The 15,185-nt window shown below is 68.0% G+C and carries 16 protein-coding genes; 13 read left to right on the plus strand and 3 right to left on the minus strand.

The window, feature by feature from the left end; translation table 11 throughout:
* Positions 1 to 269 precede the first annotated feature (269 nt).
* The 7 genes from KBX26_RS09675 to KBX26_RS09705 all read left to right on the plus strand — a co-directional run bounded on the left by KBX26_RS09675 (position 270) and on the right by KBX26_RS09705 (position 5,557).
* The gene (locus KBX26_RS09675; protein WP_210865225.1) at positions 270 to 926 is read left to right on the plus strand and encodes a TetR/AcrR family transcriptional regulator; all 657 of its coding nucleotides are present in this window, start codon (positions 270 to 272) and stop codon (positions 924 to 926) included.
* Between the two features lie 472 nt (positions 927 to 1,398).
* Positions 1,399 to 1,827 carry an OsmC family protein gene (locus KBX26_RS09680; RefSeq protein ID WP_081883679.1) on the plus strand — a complete coding sequence of 143 codons (429 nt, stop codon included), beginning with the start codon at positions 1,399 to 1,401 and terminating at the stop codon, positions 1,825 to 1,827.
* Between the two features lie 101 nt (positions 1,828 to 1,928).
* The gene (locus tag KBX26_RS09685) at positions 1,929 to 2,288 is read left to right on the plus strand and encodes a hypothetical protein (RefSeq protein WP_210865374.1); all 360 of its coding nucleotides are present in this window, start codon (positions 1,929 to 1,931) and stop codon (positions 2,286 to 2,288) included.
* A 74-nt stretch (positions 2,289 to 2,362) separates the two neighbouring features.
* On the plus strand, positions 2,363 to 2,737 hold the full coding sequence (locus tag KBX26_RS09690; protein WP_210865226.1) for a carboxymuconolactone decarboxylase family protein: 375 nt from the start codon (positions 2,363 to 2,365) through the stop codon (positions 2,735 to 2,737).
* 78 nt (positions 2,738 to 2,815) lie between these two features.
* On the plus strand, positions 2,816 to 3,247 hold the full coding sequence (locus KBX26_RS09695; RefSeq protein WP_210857675.1) for an NUDIX domain-containing protein: 432 nt from the start codon (positions 2,816 to 2,818) through the stop codon (positions 3,245 to 3,247).
* A 134-nt stretch (positions 3,248 to 3,381) separates the two neighbouring features.
* Positions 3,382 to 4,674 (plus strand): serpin family protein, encoded by a 1,293-nt coding sequence (locus tag KBX26_RS09700; RefSeq protein WP_210865227.1) that lies wholly within the window; start codon positions 3,382 to 3,384, stop codon positions 4,672 to 4,674.
* Between the two features lie 88 nt (positions 4,675 to 4,762).
* Complete coding sequence (locus KBX26_RS09705) at positions 4,763 to 5,557, plus strand: hypothetical protein (RefSeq protein WP_210865228.1); 795 nt, start codon at positions 4,763 to 4,765, stop codon at positions 5,555 to 5,557.
* Here the strand turns inward: KBX26_RS09705 and KBX26_RS09710 are convergent.
* The 3 genes from KBX26_RS09710 to KBX26_RS09720 form a co-directional block, all read right to left on the minus strand.
* Entirely contained in the window at positions 5,472 to 6,356 is an 885-nt protein-coding gene (locus tag KBX26_RS09710) for an alpha/beta hydrolase (protein ID WP_307857779.1), read from the minus strand. The two genes, KBX26_RS09705 and KBX26_RS09710, sit on opposite strands and share 86 nt — an antisense overlap.
* 19 nt (positions 6,357 to 6,375) lie before the next feature.
* Positions 6,376 to 6,945, minus strand: a complete 570-nt coding sequence (locus KBX26_RS09715) for a DJ-1/PfpI family protein (protein WP_210857678.1) — start codon at positions 6,943 to 6,945, stop codon at positions 6,376 to 6,378.
* Between the two features lie 96 nt (positions 6,946 to 7,041).
* Positions 7,042 to 7,785, minus strand: a complete 744-nt coding sequence (locus KBX26_RS09720; RefSeq protein WP_247680431.1) for a GntR family transcriptional regulator — start codon at positions 7,783 to 7,785, stop codon at positions 7,042 to 7,044.
* Positions 7,786 to 8,141: 356 nt separating this feature from the next.
* Between KBX26_RS09720 and KBX26_RS09725 the strand changes: the two genes are divergently transcribed.
* From KBX26_RS09725 to KBX26_RS09750, 6 genes are all read left to right on the plus strand, one after another.
* Positions 8,142 to 9,500: an extracellular solute-binding protein gene (locus tag KBX26_RS09725; RefSeq protein ID WP_247680432.1), complete on the plus strand. Its 1,359-nt coding sequence runs from the start codon at positions 8,142 to 8,144 to the stop codon at positions 9,498 to 9,500.
* Positions 9,501 to 9,547: 47 nt separating this feature from the next.
* Positions 9,548 to 10,447 (plus strand): carbohydrate ABC transporter permease, encoded by a 900-nt coding sequence (locus KBX26_RS09730; RefSeq protein WP_036410793.1) that lies wholly within the window; start codon positions 9,548 to 9,550, stop codon positions 10,445 to 10,447.
* Entirely contained in the window at positions 10,447 to 11,358 is a 912-nt protein-coding gene (locus KBX26_RS09735) for a carbohydrate ABC transporter permease (protein ID WP_030328402.1), read from the plus strand. The genes KBX26_RS09730 and KBX26_RS09735 overlap by 1 nt, the downstream gene beginning before the upstream one ends.
* The gene (locus tag KBX26_RS09740) at positions 11,358 to 12,425 is read left to right on the plus strand and encodes an ABC transporter ATP-binding protein (RefSeq protein ID WP_210865231.1); all 1,068 of its coding nucleotides are present in this window, start codon (positions 11,358 to 11,360) and stop codon (positions 12,423 to 12,425) included. The genes KBX26_RS09735 and KBX26_RS09740 overlap by 1 nt, the downstream gene beginning before the upstream one ends.
* Positions 12,425 to 13,501, plus strand: coding sequence for an ABC transporter ATP-binding protein (locus KBX26_RS09745; RefSeq protein WP_210865232.1), 1,077 nt, complete (start codon positions 12,425 to 12,427; stop codon positions 13,499 to 13,501). Before KBX26_RS09740 ends, KBX26_RS09745 begins: the two co-directional genes overlap by 1 nt.
* 195 nt (positions 13,502 to 13,696) lie before the next feature.
* The gene (locus KBX26_RS09750; RefSeq protein WP_030328408.1) at positions 13,697 to 15,157 is read left to right on the plus strand and encodes an NAD-dependent succinate-semialdehyde dehydrogenase; all 1,461 of its coding nucleotides are present in this window, start codon (positions 13,697 to 13,699) and stop codon (positions 15,155 to 15,157) included.
* Positions 15,158 to 15,185 lie beyond the last annotated feature (28 nt).

The following is a 15,185-nucleotide window of genomic DNA, read 5'->3' on the forward strand; positions in this document are numbered from 1 at the left end:
GACCTCAGGGTCCGCGCGCCGGTCCGTACCCATCCAGGTGTCTCACCCCGGCTCTCGCCGGAGTGCGGCACCCGAGACGTCGCGGCACAACACCGGAAACCCCATTTCCAATAGGACCAGATGGTCCATAACAGCTGCCGCTAAAGATGTCTGGCGGTGCGGAAACACGGTCATTGGGGCGACGCATTGGGTGAATGGGACGTGACACGAGATGGACTCAACGGTCCCATTCGCACGAGATTATCTGGCGCGCTGGATACACTTGACAGATGAGCGACGAGCAGGTGGCTGCGCCGACGAATAGGCGGAGGATCAGTCAACGGGGCATCGCGACCCGCGAGCGGATCCTCGACGCAGCGAACCGGCTGATGCTCGTGCGCGGAGTGAACGCGACGACCCTCGACGACATCCGCGAGGCAAGCCAGACGAGCAAGTCCCAGCTCTACCACCACTTCGCCGACAAGCAGGAACTCGTGCGCGCCTTGGTCAAGTATCGAGGCGCGCTCGTGCTTCAGCGCGAGCGCGGGGGGCTCGAACGACTGAGATCGTTCTCCGGGCTGGTCCGGTGGCGCAACGCGCTGGTCCAGGCCAACTCACTCAACAACGGCAAATACGGGTGCGGCCTCGGGTCGATGGCCCTTGAGCTGTCCGATCAAGATGAGCAGGCTCGATCGTCGCTGTCGGAGACGTTCGCGGCATGGGAAAAGTTGATCAGTGATGGTCTGCACCGGATGCGGGACAGTGGTCTCCTGCGCCCGGACGCCAACCCGGAGAAATTGGCCACGGGGTTGATGGGCGCACTACAAGGCGGCTACCTGCTGGCGAACGCCGCGCACGACGTCGCCCCGATGGAAGTCGCACTGGACATGGCGCTGGACCACATCAAATCGTTCCTCGTGCAGCCGTCCGGTGAACCGACCCGTTAATTGGCCCCATTGGTGGTGATGAGGCTGCTCGCGGTGGGTGCGAGCAGCCGGAGGCCGATGAGGGCGTCATCGTGAGAGCGAGGTGCCGCAGCTTGCGCAACCACCGCCGGCAGTGTTGATTCCGCCGTCGATCGACGCTGACTCCCGCCCGGCGGGCATCCAGTTGTAGCCGCCACATCAAAGGGACCTTTCGGTCCAATTGAAGCCGTGACATCGATCGAGGCGGTCCGGGACGTGACGGCGCACGCCACTCATCGCCCGAGCTTAGGCTGCCCTGCTGTCGAGATTCAGCCGCCGAGGGCGACTCTGAGCTGAGTAGCCGATTGGACTATCTAGTCCGCGAAGGCTAACCTCCGGACGTACCGGCCCGGGCTGACACGCCTGGCCACGGCCCCGCTCAGACTGCGGCGCGGCTGCTGCCAGCTCGGTATCCCTGGACCTTCACCACCGGATGTAGAGGAAGGCACGGCTGATGGAAACCACCCATGATCATGTCGTCGCATCGGCCCGCGTTGTCCTTCCGGCCACCGAGCGCCGACGCACGGACATGACCACCCGCGGCTTCACCCTCGTCGCCGACGAACCGCACAACGGCGCGATCGGTGACGGCCCCACCCCGACCGAGTACCTGTTGATGGCGCTCGCCTCGTGCACCGCCCAGACGCTGCGGCAGTACGTCGACTACAAGTACGACACCGCCGGCGATATCACCGTCGAGATCAACTACCACGAACCCGAGCAGGAAGGCGCGGAGCGCTACCTGCAGCGCACCATCACGCTCAGCGAGGACCCTGACCCCGACGACCTGGCGGTGATGCACGAGATCGCCGAGAGGTCCCCGGTGACCCTGCTGATCCAGTTCGCGTGGAGCGTGCGGACCGAGTTCGTCGGACCGCGCTGAGCACACTCCCGGCGACGGCTACGGCCGCGGGCGAGCCCTCTCGTGGATGTCGCCGGGGAGGGCTCCAGCTATCCGTGCTGGCTCGGTCAGCACGTCGAAAGGTGACGGGTGACCGAGACCAGCACCAGCCGAACGCTCCGGAAGCGGCACCTGAGGTCACCGCTGCGGGCATTCCTGCGAATCCGACCAGCCAGGCCCACGCCGGGCGGATCGACAGTGACATCGACTCCGCCGACAGCAGCGGCGTGTCCGGCACCCCGACGTTCTTCATCAACGGCCGCCGCCACTACGGCGCCTACGACATCACGGCCTTGACCGAGGCCGCTCCGCAAACCCCAGAAGCAGAGGTACGACCCGGAGCAGGCGGTTCGTACCGCTATGGACATCCCCGGCACTGGTGTTGTCGTTGGGACGTGGAGGAGGTCACCGCGTGGATACCGGTTTTCAAAACGTACGGCTGAACGCCACAAACCAACACCTCACGGCGCTGGCGAATGCCGGGGCCGCAGCGTTCGGCCACACCGCCACCCTGCGGGTGGACCGGGCCCTGGCCCAGCTTCTGCGGTTACGCGTCGCGCAGCTCAACAATTGCAGCTACTGCCTGCTGGTGCACCACGCCGCCGCCCGTACCGCCGACATCCCGTCCGCCAAGGTCGAAACCCTCACCGCGTGGTGGGAGACGCACCTGTTCACCGAAGAGGAGCAGGCCGCGCTGGCCTACGCCGAGGCGTTGACCCGGGCCGCCGACGCCACCGTCAACACCCGGCTCCAGGAGGCGCACGACAGGATGGCTGCGCACTTCACCGAGGACGAGATCCTGGAGATCGTGGGCGTTGTCATCAACATGAACGTCTGGACGCGACTCAAGCTCGCCGAGGGTGCCATGCCCACCACGGCGACTCCCGGGTGAGGCGACGTCATCTGCGGCCAGCCGCCCACGGTGTCGAGCCGGGACGGGCTTGTCCCATCCCCGTGCTCTAATCCCGTCATGCATGTCGTCGTCTGCGGCGCGCTCGTCACCAACGGCGCGGTCCTGCTGGTCCATCGCAGCCCGGCCCGCCGGGCGTACCCGGATCTGTGGGACCTGCCCGGAGGGCACGTCGACGCCGGCGAGTCGGAGCTCCAGGCCCTCGCGCGTGAGATGCACGAGGAGCTCGGGGTGCACATCGTGGCGCGGTCCTCGTCACGGTTGGGCGACCTGCGTGCCGGCAGCGGCGAGGACGCCGTCAACGTGGGCGTCTGGCACATCGCTGACTGGGTCGGCTCCCCCACCAACCGGGCACCCGAGGAGCATGACGACATCGCCTGGGCCACGCTCAGCCAGATGGCCGAGCTTCCGCTCGTGTTCGACGCCCTGCCGGCATTGCTTCGATCGCTGCCGGAGTTCGGCCTGCTGCCCCGCCACGACGAAGACGGTTAGCGTCCGGCGGGCTCCGATTCACCACCACGCCCCCGGGCACCACAACCGGCGCACTCACGATAGACATTGCCGAACTTCGATTAATTCGGCTCTGTGTCTGGTGGGTTTCCGTAGGACTGCTCTACCGTCGACACATGGTCTCGCGTCGATCTGTTCTGCGGGCGGTGCCGCTTGCCGCCGCCGCCCTCACCGCCGCCCCAGGTCACTCCCGTTGGCTCGGCTCGTCGTCGACCTCGACGGATGCGGCCCGCGTACCACCGGACCCGGCCATGATGCAGGCCGCCGCCACCGCGGTTCGTGGCTTCACGGCCGACCTCTACCGCACACTGGCCTCGACTGAGGCAGGCGGAAATGTGGTGTGCGCACCGTACTCGGTCGGGCTCGCGCTCGCGATGACCCGGGCGGGCGCCCGCTCGACGACGGCCGACGAGATGGACGCCGTGCTCCACGCGCCGCACCCGCGTCCCAGCGCGCTCGACAGCGGGCTCAACACCGTCGATCAGACGCTCGCCGAGCGCTACCAGAACGGGGACGGAACCAAGCAGCCTCGGCTGACCACTGCCAACGCGTTGTGGACACGACGCGACCTGTGCCTGCGGCCCGGGTTCCGGGACACTCTGGCCGGCTACTACGGCGCCGCGCCGCATCCGGTCGACTTCGGCGGCAACCCGGAGGGAGCCCGCCAGGAGATCAACACCTGGGTGTCCGATCGGACCAACGCGAAGATTCCGGAGCTGTTGCAGCCCGACGGCGTCAGCCCCGACACCCGCCTGATCCTCACCAACGCGATCTACCTCATGGCGGCGTGGAAGTACCCGTTCACCCCCACCGCCACGGCGCTGGGGCCGTTCACCCGGGATGACGGCAGCGTCGTCGACGTCTCCATCATGCGCGGGCCGTTCGACCGGATGGGCTACCTCGAGGGCGACGGTTGGCGCGCGGTCGACGTGCCGTACGCGGGCGACGGGCTTGCCATGGCCATCGTCATGCCGACCCGGGGCGACCTCGCCGCGGTCGAGGCGAACCTCGACGCCACCTGGCTGGGCGCGTTGCTGACCGGGTTCCAGGTCACCGACGTCCAACTACGCCTGCCCCGATGGAGGTTCCGTCTGCCAGCCGAGCTGGGAGCCGCGCTGGGCAGCCTCGGCATGCCCACGGCATTCACCGCACAGGCCGACTTCACCGGCATGAGCACTGACCCGTCCCTGTGCATCGACGACGTGGTGCACGAGACGTTCATCGCGGTGGACGAGAAGGGCACCGAAGCCGCGGCCGCGACGGCCGTCGTCGTCCGGCCGCCGTCGATTCCGCAAGGGCCGCAGTTCTTTGTGGACCGACCATTCCTGTACGTCATCCACGACCGCCTCACCGGCGTACCGCTGTTCCTCGGCCGGGTCCACGACCCCTTGGTCACCAGCCGAGCCTGAGCGAAAGGCGGAATTGGCGTCTCCCTGCCCAAAGGCGGCCTTCCACAACGTGAGCGCAGGGCGAATCGGCTGGCGCAGGCAGAGCAGAATGGACGGCATGGGAGAAGCACAAGATCGAGCAGTCGCTATCGTCCAACGTGCCGCCGGAAACACAGTGGCACCTGCGGTTGCAGCTCTCCTGACGGTGGCAGCGGCGGTGCTCAACAGACCAGAACTCGGCGTCGCAGCCGTTCCCGCCAGCGCACTTGCGGGCTCCGTCGTGGAGGAGTCGGTGTCGTTGGTTTACCGTCTCTGGGCTGCGGAAGGTGCACAGCGCTTTAGCGAGGCCGTTGAGTCGGAGAGCGGATCAACTGTCGATGACCTCGCTGCGGGAGAGCAATCCGATCGTAAGACCCGGCAGTTGCTGGGCGAGGCCGTCGGGGCCTCAACCACCACAGCCGACGAGTGGAAGATCAGGGTGCTCGCTCGGGCCTTTGTCGTGGGCGCAAAAGACAAGTCCAGAGCTGACGAGATGCGCATGCTGATTGCACTCTTGGAGGATTTTGAAGGGGTCGACGCGCGATGCTTGTCAGTGATAAACAAGGCACCTGAGCAGTTCCGCGTAGAAGATATCGCCAAGCGAGACAGAGGCATCGCCCATGTTGCGCCGATCCTCGTCCAGAAGTTGGCAAAGTTGACCTTCATCGAAGCGGTCCCACGTAGTCAACAACACCTGTCCGGCGAGGAGAGAGATGAGTTGCGGGACGCGCAACAGACGATGGGCGAGCCTGAACCACGGTTGCCGACGAACTACCGGCTTACGGACTTGGGACAGACGGTCGCTCATCTCCTTGGCCGTATAGGTGCGCTCCCTCGTCAGCACCCTGCCGAGAGCGCTGACTGAGGAAGCACGACAACAGTTGCCTGAACTCCTGCGGGTGTTCGATCGCCGGCACGTGCCCGCATCGGCCGAACACGTGCAGACGGACGTCGGTCAGGTGTTCGAGCAGGGGCCGGGTTGCCGTTTCGAGCGGAGTGATGCGGTCCTCGGCGCCGTGCACGAGCAGCACGGGCGCGCTGATCGCTGCCAGCGTTCGCGCCGAGAGGGTGAGGTCGTCGACCCATCGTGCCCGGGGTGGAGGAAACAACGACGCGAAGGCCGCCTCCCCCGCTCGCATCGCGGCCGCCCGGGCGTCGACTGCCGATTCGGTCACGAGCGCCTGGTCGAGCACGAGGCGACTCAGCATGTCTCGTGCCCCGAGCTTGCCGGCGGGGGCGGCCCAGATCGCGTCGAGCCCGGCGGACAGGGGCGCGCCGGGGGCGCCCATCGTCGCGACCGCCACGACCCGGGTGACCTGTCGGGGGCGTGCGGCCGCCAACGCCAGCGCCACGGCACCGCCCATGGAGTGACCCACCACGGCGTAGTGCTCGATACCGAGAGCGTCCATCAGGCCCGCGGCCTGCTCCGTCCACAGCCGAAGCCCGCCCGTGGAGCCCGCCGGGACGGGCGTACGGCCGAACCCCGCCTGGTCAGGAGCCACGACGTGCCAGGACGTGCCGAGCGCCTGCGCCGTCGCTGCCCAGGCGCCGGACCCGGTCGTGCCGGGTCCGGAGCCGTGCAGCATCAGCACCGCGGGTCCGGTGCCGCTTTCCAGGACGTGGACCGGGGAGCCGTCGACCGTGACGGTCCGAAGTGCCGTCACGGGCACAGGCCAGCTGTGCTCATGCGGATGCGGGGTTGACGGACTTCGAGAAGACCTCCATCATCGCCCGGCCGAACTGGGGCATGTCGGGCCAGCCCCGGCAGGAGACGAGGTTGCCGTCCACGACGTCGGGAGCGTCGATGACGGTCGCGCCGGCGTTCTCCATGTCACCGGTGATGGGCGGGAAGCAGGCCGTCTTGCGGCCCTTCAGCAGCCCGTACACCGCTGGCACCTGCGCGCCGTGGCACACCAGCGCGATGGGGAGGTTGCGGGCGAAGAAGTGCTCGGTGATGCGCCTGACGTCGGCGTCGACCCGGATCCATTCGGGGGCGCGGCCGCCGGGGATGATGAGGGCGTCGTAGCGCTCGACGTCCACGTCGGCCCAGGGCACGTCGACCGGCAGCTTCCGGCCGTTCTTCTCCACGTAGGCGTCGGAGTTGGGGTCGAACTCGTGGATGACCAGTTGCACGTCACGCATCGTCCGTGACGAGACGTCCACGTCCCAGCCGCCCTCCTGCACGCGGTAGTAGGGATACATGGTGTCGAGTTCCTCGGCGGCGTCGCCGGTCAGCAGCAGCGCTCTGGGCACCTGCTTCTCCTCGCGTCTGGGGGCGGGTGAGGTGGTGGATCCGATCGAATCCAATCCGATCCGATTGCGCTAGCATTCCCCGGCCCGGCCCGCCCGTCAAGCGTCTGCCGCCATCCCGTCCGCGTCCCTGACGCCGTCGAACAGTCGCCGGAAACGCTCGCCGGAGCGCAGGATGTGCCGACGCATCGCGTACGCGGCGGCGTCCGGGTCACGCGCGGCGATCGCGGCCACCACGTCCTCGTGCTCGGCCATCGCCAGGTGCGTGACCTGGGTGTCGTGGTGGAGCCGGAAGAGGTGCACGTGGCTGTGCAGGCGAGCGAGCGCTTCGCGGATGACCTGGTTCTCCGCGCTCAGGGCGACGAGATCGTGGAAGGCGGCGTCGCGTAGCCCGAAGGCGCCGTACGCCGTGGGCCCGTTGCCCCCTTCCAGCTCCGCCATCTCCTCCAGCATTCGTCGCAGACCGGCCACCTGCTCCGAGGTCGCGCGTTCGGCGGATCTGCGCGCCGCCGCCGGTTCGAGGAGCAGGCGGACCTCGAGCATGTCCTCGAATCGCTGGCGGGTGATGTGCGGAGGGATGCGGTAGCCGGCATGGGGCACCCGCACGACCAGGCCCTCGGCCTCCATGCGGTTCAGTGCGTCCCGGATCGGCGTCTGCGAGACCCCCAGCTCTCGCGCCAGGACGTCGATCGTGACGCGGGAGCCGGCCTCGATCCGTAGCGACATCAGCTGTCCGAGCAGCGTGTCGTACACCTCGTCGGCAAGCCGGCCGCCGGATCTTCCCGGCGGCGTTCCGCCCGCGACGGCCCTACGGCCCCGCGCGATCATCGCTTCGTCGTCCATCGTGACGTGAGGTCCTTTCTTGCGCCTTCGGGAACCTGTTGACATCAGTCACAACGCTGCGACATGCTGACGCCCCACACCGGATCGTATAGGAAAAGCGCTGGATGATCTTCATTCTGCGCCATCGCGGAACCGCCCGCCATCGCACCTGTGACGCCAGCCCGCGGGTCGGCACCCCGCGACAGCCCGGCGGCGACACGCCTGAGCAACCCCGCAACTGCACGGCGAAGCACATAGCGAGGCCTTAGAAGTCCCCACCCCAGAAAGCAGGCCCGAAGATGCGATATCAGAAGCGAACAGGACGATTGTCCGTTCCCGCCCGGAAGGTGCAGCTGGCGACGGCAGCCATGCTGCTGATGGCCACGACCGTGGCGGCGTGCGGCGGCGACAGCAAGGACGACGGCGCGAAGGCGAGCGCCCCGAAGGCGCCGGCGGCCATCCCGGAGCTCACCAAGGACCCGCTGACCCTCAGCTTCATCTGGTTCGACTGGCCCCCCGCCCAGGCACTGGAAGCCTTCGCGAACGCGGAGTACAAGAAAGAGCGGCCGAACGCCACCATCAAGGTCAACACCGTGCCGAACGCCAACTGGCACGACGCGATGTTCACCCAGTTCGCCGCGCGCAAGACCGACTTCGACATCGCGATCCTGGACTCGCAACACATCGGCGAGGCCATGACGAACGGCAACATCCTCGACCTCACCGACTTCGTCAAAGAGAACATCGACGTCAACGCCTACAACCCCTACCTCCTGGCGGCGTACGGTCAGTTCCCCCAGGCGGAGACCGGCAAACGCGACGAGAACGCCAGCCTGTACGGGCTGCCGCTGCTCGGCGACACCTGGACGATGATCTACCGCAAGGACCTGATCGGCGACAAGCCACCGCAGACCTGGGACGAGATGATCTCAGCCGCCGAGAAGTGCCAGGCGGACAACCCCGGTGTCAGCGGGCTGGCCTTCCACCAGGCCAACGGCTCCGACGCCGCGGCCGTCACCTACAACACCGTCAACGGCGTCTACGGCGGCAACCTCTGGGACCCCAAGACGCGCAAGATCGACGGTGTCCTCAACGACGCCGCCGGCCAGGAGGCGATGGACGTCCTGGTCAACAAGATGAAGCCGCTGACCGCGAAGGGCTCCGGCAACTGGTTCATCGACGAGGTGAACGCGGCTGTCGCTCAGGGCAAGGCCTGCATCGCGTTCAACTGGATCGCCGCGAGCGGCGGCCTGCTCGACCCGAAGCAGTCGACGCTCGGCACCAGCCGGGAGCAGATTCTCGACAAGCTGGGCTTCGCCACCCTGCCGAGCCAGAAGACGAACCTGGTCCCGCTCGGCGGTATGGGGATGCACATCTCGGCCTACTCCTCGAAGGCGAACCAGGCGGAAGCCCTCAACTTCATGAAGTGGTTCGAGCAGGCTGACGTCCAGAAGAAGTGGGCCGCGGCCGGTGGCGTGCCAGCGCGTACGGACGCCCTGGCGTCGCCGGAGTTCCTCAACGCCGGGCCGTTCAACAAGGTGTACGCCGACTCGGTGCCGCGGATGCGGGACATGTGGAACGTGCCCGAGTACGCGCGCCTCGTCGACATCGAGAACACCAACGTGAACGCGGCGCTCAACGGCGCGAAGAAGCCGAAGGACGCGCTCGACGACATCGCCAAGGAGCAGCAGAACGTGCTCGACTCCAGCAACCGCAAGGGCGGCGGCGGACTGTGAAAGACCCCGCACCGCTGACCACCGACCACCCCGGGCAGGTGGTGTCTGTGACGCCACCTGCACCGGGGCGGTCCCGGCGGCTGAGCGACCGCTGGCTCGCCGTCACGTTCATCTCCCCCGCGATGCTGCTGTTGCTCGGCATGTCGGTGTTCCCGCTGCTGTGGGCGTTGTACCTGTCCTTCACCGACTACTCGGCCACCCGCGGCGGGCCCGCCAACTTCATCGGGTTCGGCAACTACACCGCCATCCTGACGTCGGCGCAGGTCCACACGAGGGCCCTGACCACGCTGATCTACGTGGTCGGCGCGGTCGGCCTGCAGACGGTGCTCGGCTTCGGCATCGCCTACCTGATCTCCCGGCGCACGCGCGGGCGGGGAGCGCTGACCACCCTGTTCCTGGTTCCGATGATGCTGTCGCCGGTCGTGGTCGGGCTGTTCTGGCGGTTCATGCTCGACGCGCAGTTCGGCGTGGTCAACAGCATGCTCGGCTCGGTCGGCCTGGGGCAGGTGGAGTGGCTCACCCGGCAGCGGACGGCACTGGTCTCCCTGATCGTCGTCGACACCTGGCAGTGGACGCCGTTCATCATGCTCATCGCGCTCGCGGGCCTCACCGCGGTGCCCAAGTACCTCTACGAGGCCGCCTCGATCGACCGGGCCTCCGAGTGGTTCCGGTTTCGCACGATCACTCTTCCGCTGGTGTGGCCGCTGCTCCTCATCGCCGTGATGTTCCGGGCGATCGAGGCGTTCCGGCTGTTCGACCTCGTCTACATCCTGACCAGCGGAGGTCCGGGTGTCTCCACCGAGACGTTGTCGTTCCACATCTACAAAGTCGCGTTCCTGGGCTTCAACTCCGGAACCGCCTCGGCGTACGGGATCCTCATGGTCCTCGTCGTCATCGTCCTCACGCAGTTCTACCTGCGCTACCTGAACAAGCTCAAGGAGGACTGATGGCCGTCTCCGTTGACGAGGCCGTGTCCACCGGTCCAGCCCCGGACCACGGGCCCCCCGCGCGCCGCCTCGGCGGTCGGGGCCGCTCCGTGGTGGAGATCGCGCTGCTGACCGTCCTGGCCGTGGTGATGCTCTTTCCGGTGCTGTGGATGCTCGAGACGTCGATCAAGGAGAACCGGGACGTCTACGCCATCCCGGCCAAGTTCTTCGACTTCGCCGTCACTCTGCAGCATTACAAGGATGTGTTCGTCGCTCAGGGCGACGGCCGCACGCCGGTGTCCGTCAACTTCCTCAACTCGGTGGTGGTCGCCGGAGCTTCCACGGTGCTGGCCACCGTGCTGGGGGTCCCGGCGGCCTGGGCCTACTCGCGCTTCGCGGTGAAGGCCAAGAAGGACCAACTGTTCTTCATCCTGTCCACCCGCTTCATGCCGCCCGTGGTGGTCGTGATCCCGATCTTCCTGATGTACCGGCAGATCGGCCTCTACGACAACAAGCTCGGCCTGATCCTCATCTACACCGCGTTCAACGTCCCGTTCACGATCTGGATGATGAAGGGGTTCGTCGACGAGGTGCCCGCCGAGTACGAGGACGCCGCCATGCTCGACGGGTACACGCGCCTGCAGGCGTTCTGGCGGTACACCCTGCCGCTGCTCGTGCCCGGCATCGCCGCGACGGCGGTCTTCGCCCTCATCTTCTCGTGGAACGAGTTCGTGTTCGCCACCTTCCTCACCTCCAGCGACAGCGTGCGGACGGCTCCCCCGGCCATCGCCGGCCTGATCGGCGGTACCACCACGGACTGGGGTCTCGTGGCCGCCGCCTCCGTGGTGTTCGCCCTACCGGTGCTCGTCTTCGCGTACCTGGTGCGCAAGCACCTCATCGCCGGTGTGACGCTCGGGGCGGTGCGACGCTGATGGCGGGCATCGAGGTGACCGCGCTGCACAAGCGCTACCCCGACGGAACGGTAGCGGTCGAGCACGTCGACCTGTCCATCGGCCACGGCGAGCTGTTCGTGATGCTCGGCCCTTCGGGTTGCGGCAAGACGACCACGCTGCGCGCCATCGCCGGCCTGGAGAGGCAGACGGCGGGCGACATCCGCATCGGCGACACGCTGGTCAACGACCTGCGGCCGGCCGAGCGCGACATCGCCATGGTGTTCCAGTTCTACGCTCTCTACCCGCATCTGCGAACCCGCGACAACCTGGCGTTCCCACTGCGGGCCGAGGGCCTGCCCAAGCAGGAGGTGAACGCGCGGGTCGAGGAGGCCGCCCGGCTGATGCGGCTCGGTCCGCTCCTGAACCGACGACCGCGCCAGCTGTCCGGCGGGGAGCAGCAGCGTGTGGCGCTGGCTCGCGCCCTGGTACGCCGACCGCGCGCGTTCCTGATGGACGAGCCGCTCACCAACCTGGACGCGGAGCTGCGGGCGGACATGCGCACGGAGATCAAGCACCTGCAGGGAGAGCTGGGGGCGACGATGGTCTACGTCACCCACGACCAGGTCGAGGCGATGTCGCTCGGTCACCGGATCGCCATCCTCAACAAGGGCCGCGTCGAGCAGATCGGCACCCCCCTGGAGGTCTACGACCGTCCGGCGAGTCTCTTCTGCGCCGCGTTCATCGGCTCCCCGCCGATGAACCTGATCGAGGTGGAGATCGCCGACGGGCGGCTGCACGCTCAGGGCGGGTTGGTCCTGACGCCACCGTCGAGTCTGCCACGCGACCGTCGTTTGGTCGCCGGCGTCCGGCCGGAGGCGCTGGAGGTCACCGCACCGGGGGCGGAAGGCTCGATCCCGGCCCGGGTGGTCTCGGTGGAGTGGCTGGGCGACGAGATCATCTACGTGGTCGACCACGGCGGCCAACGTGACGTCCGGGTCCGGATGCCACCAACTGTTCGTTTCGCCGCTGACGCGAAGGTCGGGCTGCGGCACACCGGCGGAACCCCGGCGGTCTACGACGTGAGCACGGAAGAGCTGGTGGCCTGATGGGAACCGTTGCAGCACAAGGGCTGCGCAAGTCCTTCGGCAAGGTCCAGGCGCTGGACGGGGTGACGCTGGACGTGCCGGACGGCTCGTTCTTCGTCGTACTCGGGCCCTCCGGGGCAGGCAAGACGACGACCCTGCGGGCGATCGCCGGCCTGGAGAAACTCGACGCGGGCACGGTACGTCTGGACGGCAGGGACGCGACCGGCGACGCCCCGGCCGCACGCGACCTGGCCATGGTCTTCCAGAGCTACGCCCTCTACCCGCGACACACGGTGTACGAGAACATCGCCTCGCCGTTGCGGGCACGCCGCTGCTCGTCGAGCGAGATCGCCGCCGCCGTGCAGAAGATGTCGAGCCTGCTGCACATCGAACGCCTCCTGCAGCGTCGTCCCGCCCAACTGTCCGGCGGTGAGATGCAGCGTGTCGCACTGGCCCGGGCACTGGTCCGTAGCCCGCGCGCGTTCCTGATGGACGAGCCGCTGACGAACCTCGACCTCAAGCTCCGGGTCGAGATGCGCACCGAGCTCACCCGCATCCACCGCAGCCTCGGCGCCACCTTCGTCTACGTGACCAACGACCAGGTCGAGGCGCTGTCCATGGCCGACCAGGTCGCGGTCCTCAAGGAGGGCAAGGTGCAACAGGTCGGAACGCCGACCGAGGTGTACGAGCGTCCCGCCAACCAGTGGGTCGCCGGATTCGTCGGGAGCCCGCCGATCAGCCTGCTCACCTGCCGCGCCGAGGGAGATCGTCTGGTCGGCGCCGACGGCTGGACGCTGCCGCGACCCCGCTGGGCCACGGCTGAGGACGGTCAGGCGCTGCTGTTGGGCCTGCGCGCGGAGGACCTCTCCGTCGAGCAGCGTGGGGACGCGTCGTTGTCGGGCGAGCTCTACGGGCTTGAGCCGCTCGGTGACCGAACGGTGGTCGACGTCCGGGTGGGGACGGAGATCGTCAAGGTCAAGGCACGACCCACCGTCAGCGGTACGCCGGGCGAGCGACTGTCGGTCACCGTCGACCTGGACCGTGCGCACCTGTTCGACGCGGGCTCCGGGCTGTCGTTGTCCGAGGCGGGGCGGTAACCGCGCCCGGCGGCGACGGCACCACGCGCCAACGAGTGGCAGCCGGGCGCCGGCGGACCGTCAGCAGTGCGTACGGCCTGACGACGCCCGGCCGGGCGCGGCCCGAGAAGACGACCGGTGGCGTCGGTCCGTGCGCACAGCCGCGGTCGCTGAGCCACGACGGACATCACCAGGAAGATCACAGGAGGCGACGGAATGAGTGATCCGATGAACGTCCTGGCCCCGGAGCACCGGCGGCTCCGGATCGGCGACGCCTGGCGCGACGCCGCAAGCGGAGCCACGTTCGCCGTCGAGGACCCCGCAACCGGCAAGACCATCGCCGAGGTGGCGGACGCCGACGTCGGTGACGGACTCGCCGCGCTGGACGCGGCGAGCGCGGCGATGGCGGAGTGGGCGGCGACCCCACCGCGGAAACGGTCAGAGTTGTTGACAGCGACGTACCGGGCGCTGACCGGGCGATCCGAGGAGGTCGCCCGGCTGATCACGCTCGAGATGGGCAAGCCGCTCGCCGAGGCTCGGGCGGAGGTGGCCTACGGCGCCGAGTTCTTCCGCTGGTTCGCCGAGGAGGCGGTGCGCGTCGAGGGCCGGTACAACACCGCTCCCGCAGGTGGATATCGCATCCTCACCGTGCCGAAGCCGGTCGGGCCGTGCGTCTTCGTGACGCCCTGGAACTTCCCGTTGGCCATGGGTGCCCGCAAGATCGCTCCCGCCCTGGCGGCGGGCTGCACGACGATCACCAAGCCGGCGGCCCAGACGCCACTCACCATGCTGTTGCTGGCCCGCATCATGGAGGAGGTCGGCGTACCCCCGGGGGTGGTCAACGTGGTGACCACCAAGCGTTCCGGCGCGGTGGTCTCCGCGCTGCTGGCCGACGGTCGGACCCGCAAGCTCTCGTTCACCGGGTCGACCGAGGTCGGGCGCGTGCTGCTGCGACAGGCAGCGGACAACGTGCTGCGTACCTCAATGGAACTGGGCGGCAACGCGGCCCTGATCGTGTGTGCCGACGCGGACCTGGACGTCGCGCTCGACGGCGCCATGGTGGCCAAGATGCGCAACATCGGGGAGTCCTGCATCGCGGCCAACCGGATCTACGTCGAGGAGCCGGTGCGCGAGGAGTTCACGGCGCGCTTCGCCGAGCGGATGGGCGCGCTGTCGATGGGCCATGGTCTCGACGACGGCGTGACCGTCGGGGCGTTGATCGACGAGGTCTCGGTCGCCAAGATTGACGAGCTCGTCGCCGACGCGGTCGACCGCGGCGCCCGGGTCCTGGTGGGCGGTGAGCGTCCGGATGGGCCGGGCCACTTCTACCCGCCCACGGTCCTCGCCGACGTGCCCGACGATGCGCGGATGCTGCAGGAGGAGATTTTCGGCCCGGTCGCGCCGATCATCTCGTTCACGTCCGACGACGAGGTGATGGCGAAGGCCAACGACACCGAGTACGGCCTGGTCGGGTACATCTTCACCCGTGACCTTCAGCGGGCGCTGCGGTTCGCCGAAGGGCTGGACACCGGGATGCTCGGCATCAACCGTGGCCTGATATCGGATCCGTCAGCTCCGTTCGGTGGCGTGAAGCAGTCCGGGATCGGCAAGGAGGGATCACACGAGGGAATCCTCGAGTATCTCGACGTCACCTACGCGGCGATCGACCTGCCGTGACCGACCTGCCACCCCGGGCACCCGCCCC

Origin of the sequence: Micromonospora sp. C97 (assembly GCF_018070385.1) — a bacterium.
In the GTDB taxonomy this organism is placed as follows: domain Bacteria; phylum Actinomycetota; class Actinomycetes; order Mycobacteriales; family Micromonosporaceae; genus Micromonospora; species Micromonospora parva.

Excerpts from the sequence above, each read along its gene's own strand:
- KBX26_RS09725 (WP_247680432.1), top strand. The coding sequence starts at position 8,142 with ATGGCCACGACCGTGGCGGCGTGCGGCGGCGACAGCAAGGACGACGGC.
- KBX26_RS09735 (WP_030328402.1), top strand. The coding sequence starts at position 10,447 with ATGGCCGTCTCCGTTGACGAGGCCGTGTCCACCGGTCCAGCCCCGGAC.
- KBX26_RS09745 (WP_210865232.1), top strand. The coding sequence starts at position 12,425 with ATGGGAACCGTTGCAGCACAAGGGCTGCGCAAGTCCTTCGGCAAGGTC.
- KBX26_RS09705 (WP_210865228.1), top strand. The coding sequence starts at position 4,763 with ATGGACGGCATGGGAGAAGCACAAGATCGAGCAGTCGCTATCGTCCAA.
- KBX26_RS09720 (WP_247680431.1), bottom strand. The coding sequence starts at position 7,785 with ATGGACGACGAAGCGATGATCGCGCGGGGCCGTAGGGCCGTCGCGGGC.
- KBX26_RS09695 (WP_210857675.1), top strand. The coding sequence starts at position 2,816 with ATGCATGTCGTCGTCTGCGGCGCGCTCGTCACCAACGGCGCGGTCCTG.
- KBX26_RS09740 (WP_210865231.1), top strand. The coding sequence starts at position 11,358 with ATGGCGGGCATCGAGGTGACCGCGCTGCACAAGCGCTACCCCGACGGA.
- KBX26_RS09700 (WP_210865227.1), top strand. The coding sequence starts at position 3,382 with ATGGTCTCGCGTCGATCTGTTCTGCGGGCGGTGCCGCTTGCCGCCGCC.
- KBX26_RS09750 (WP_030328408.1), top strand. The coding sequence starts at position 13,697 with ATGAGTGATCCGATGAACGTCCTGGCCCCGGAGCACCGGCGGCTCCGG.
- KBX26_RS09680 (WP_081883679.1), top strand. The coding sequence starts at position 1,399 with ATGGAAACCACCCATGATCATGTCGTCGCATCGGCCCGCGTTGTCCTT.
- KBX26_RS09675 (WP_210865225.1), top strand. The coding sequence starts at position 270 with ATGAGCGACGAGCAGGTGGCTGCGCCGACGAATAGGCGGAGGATCAGT.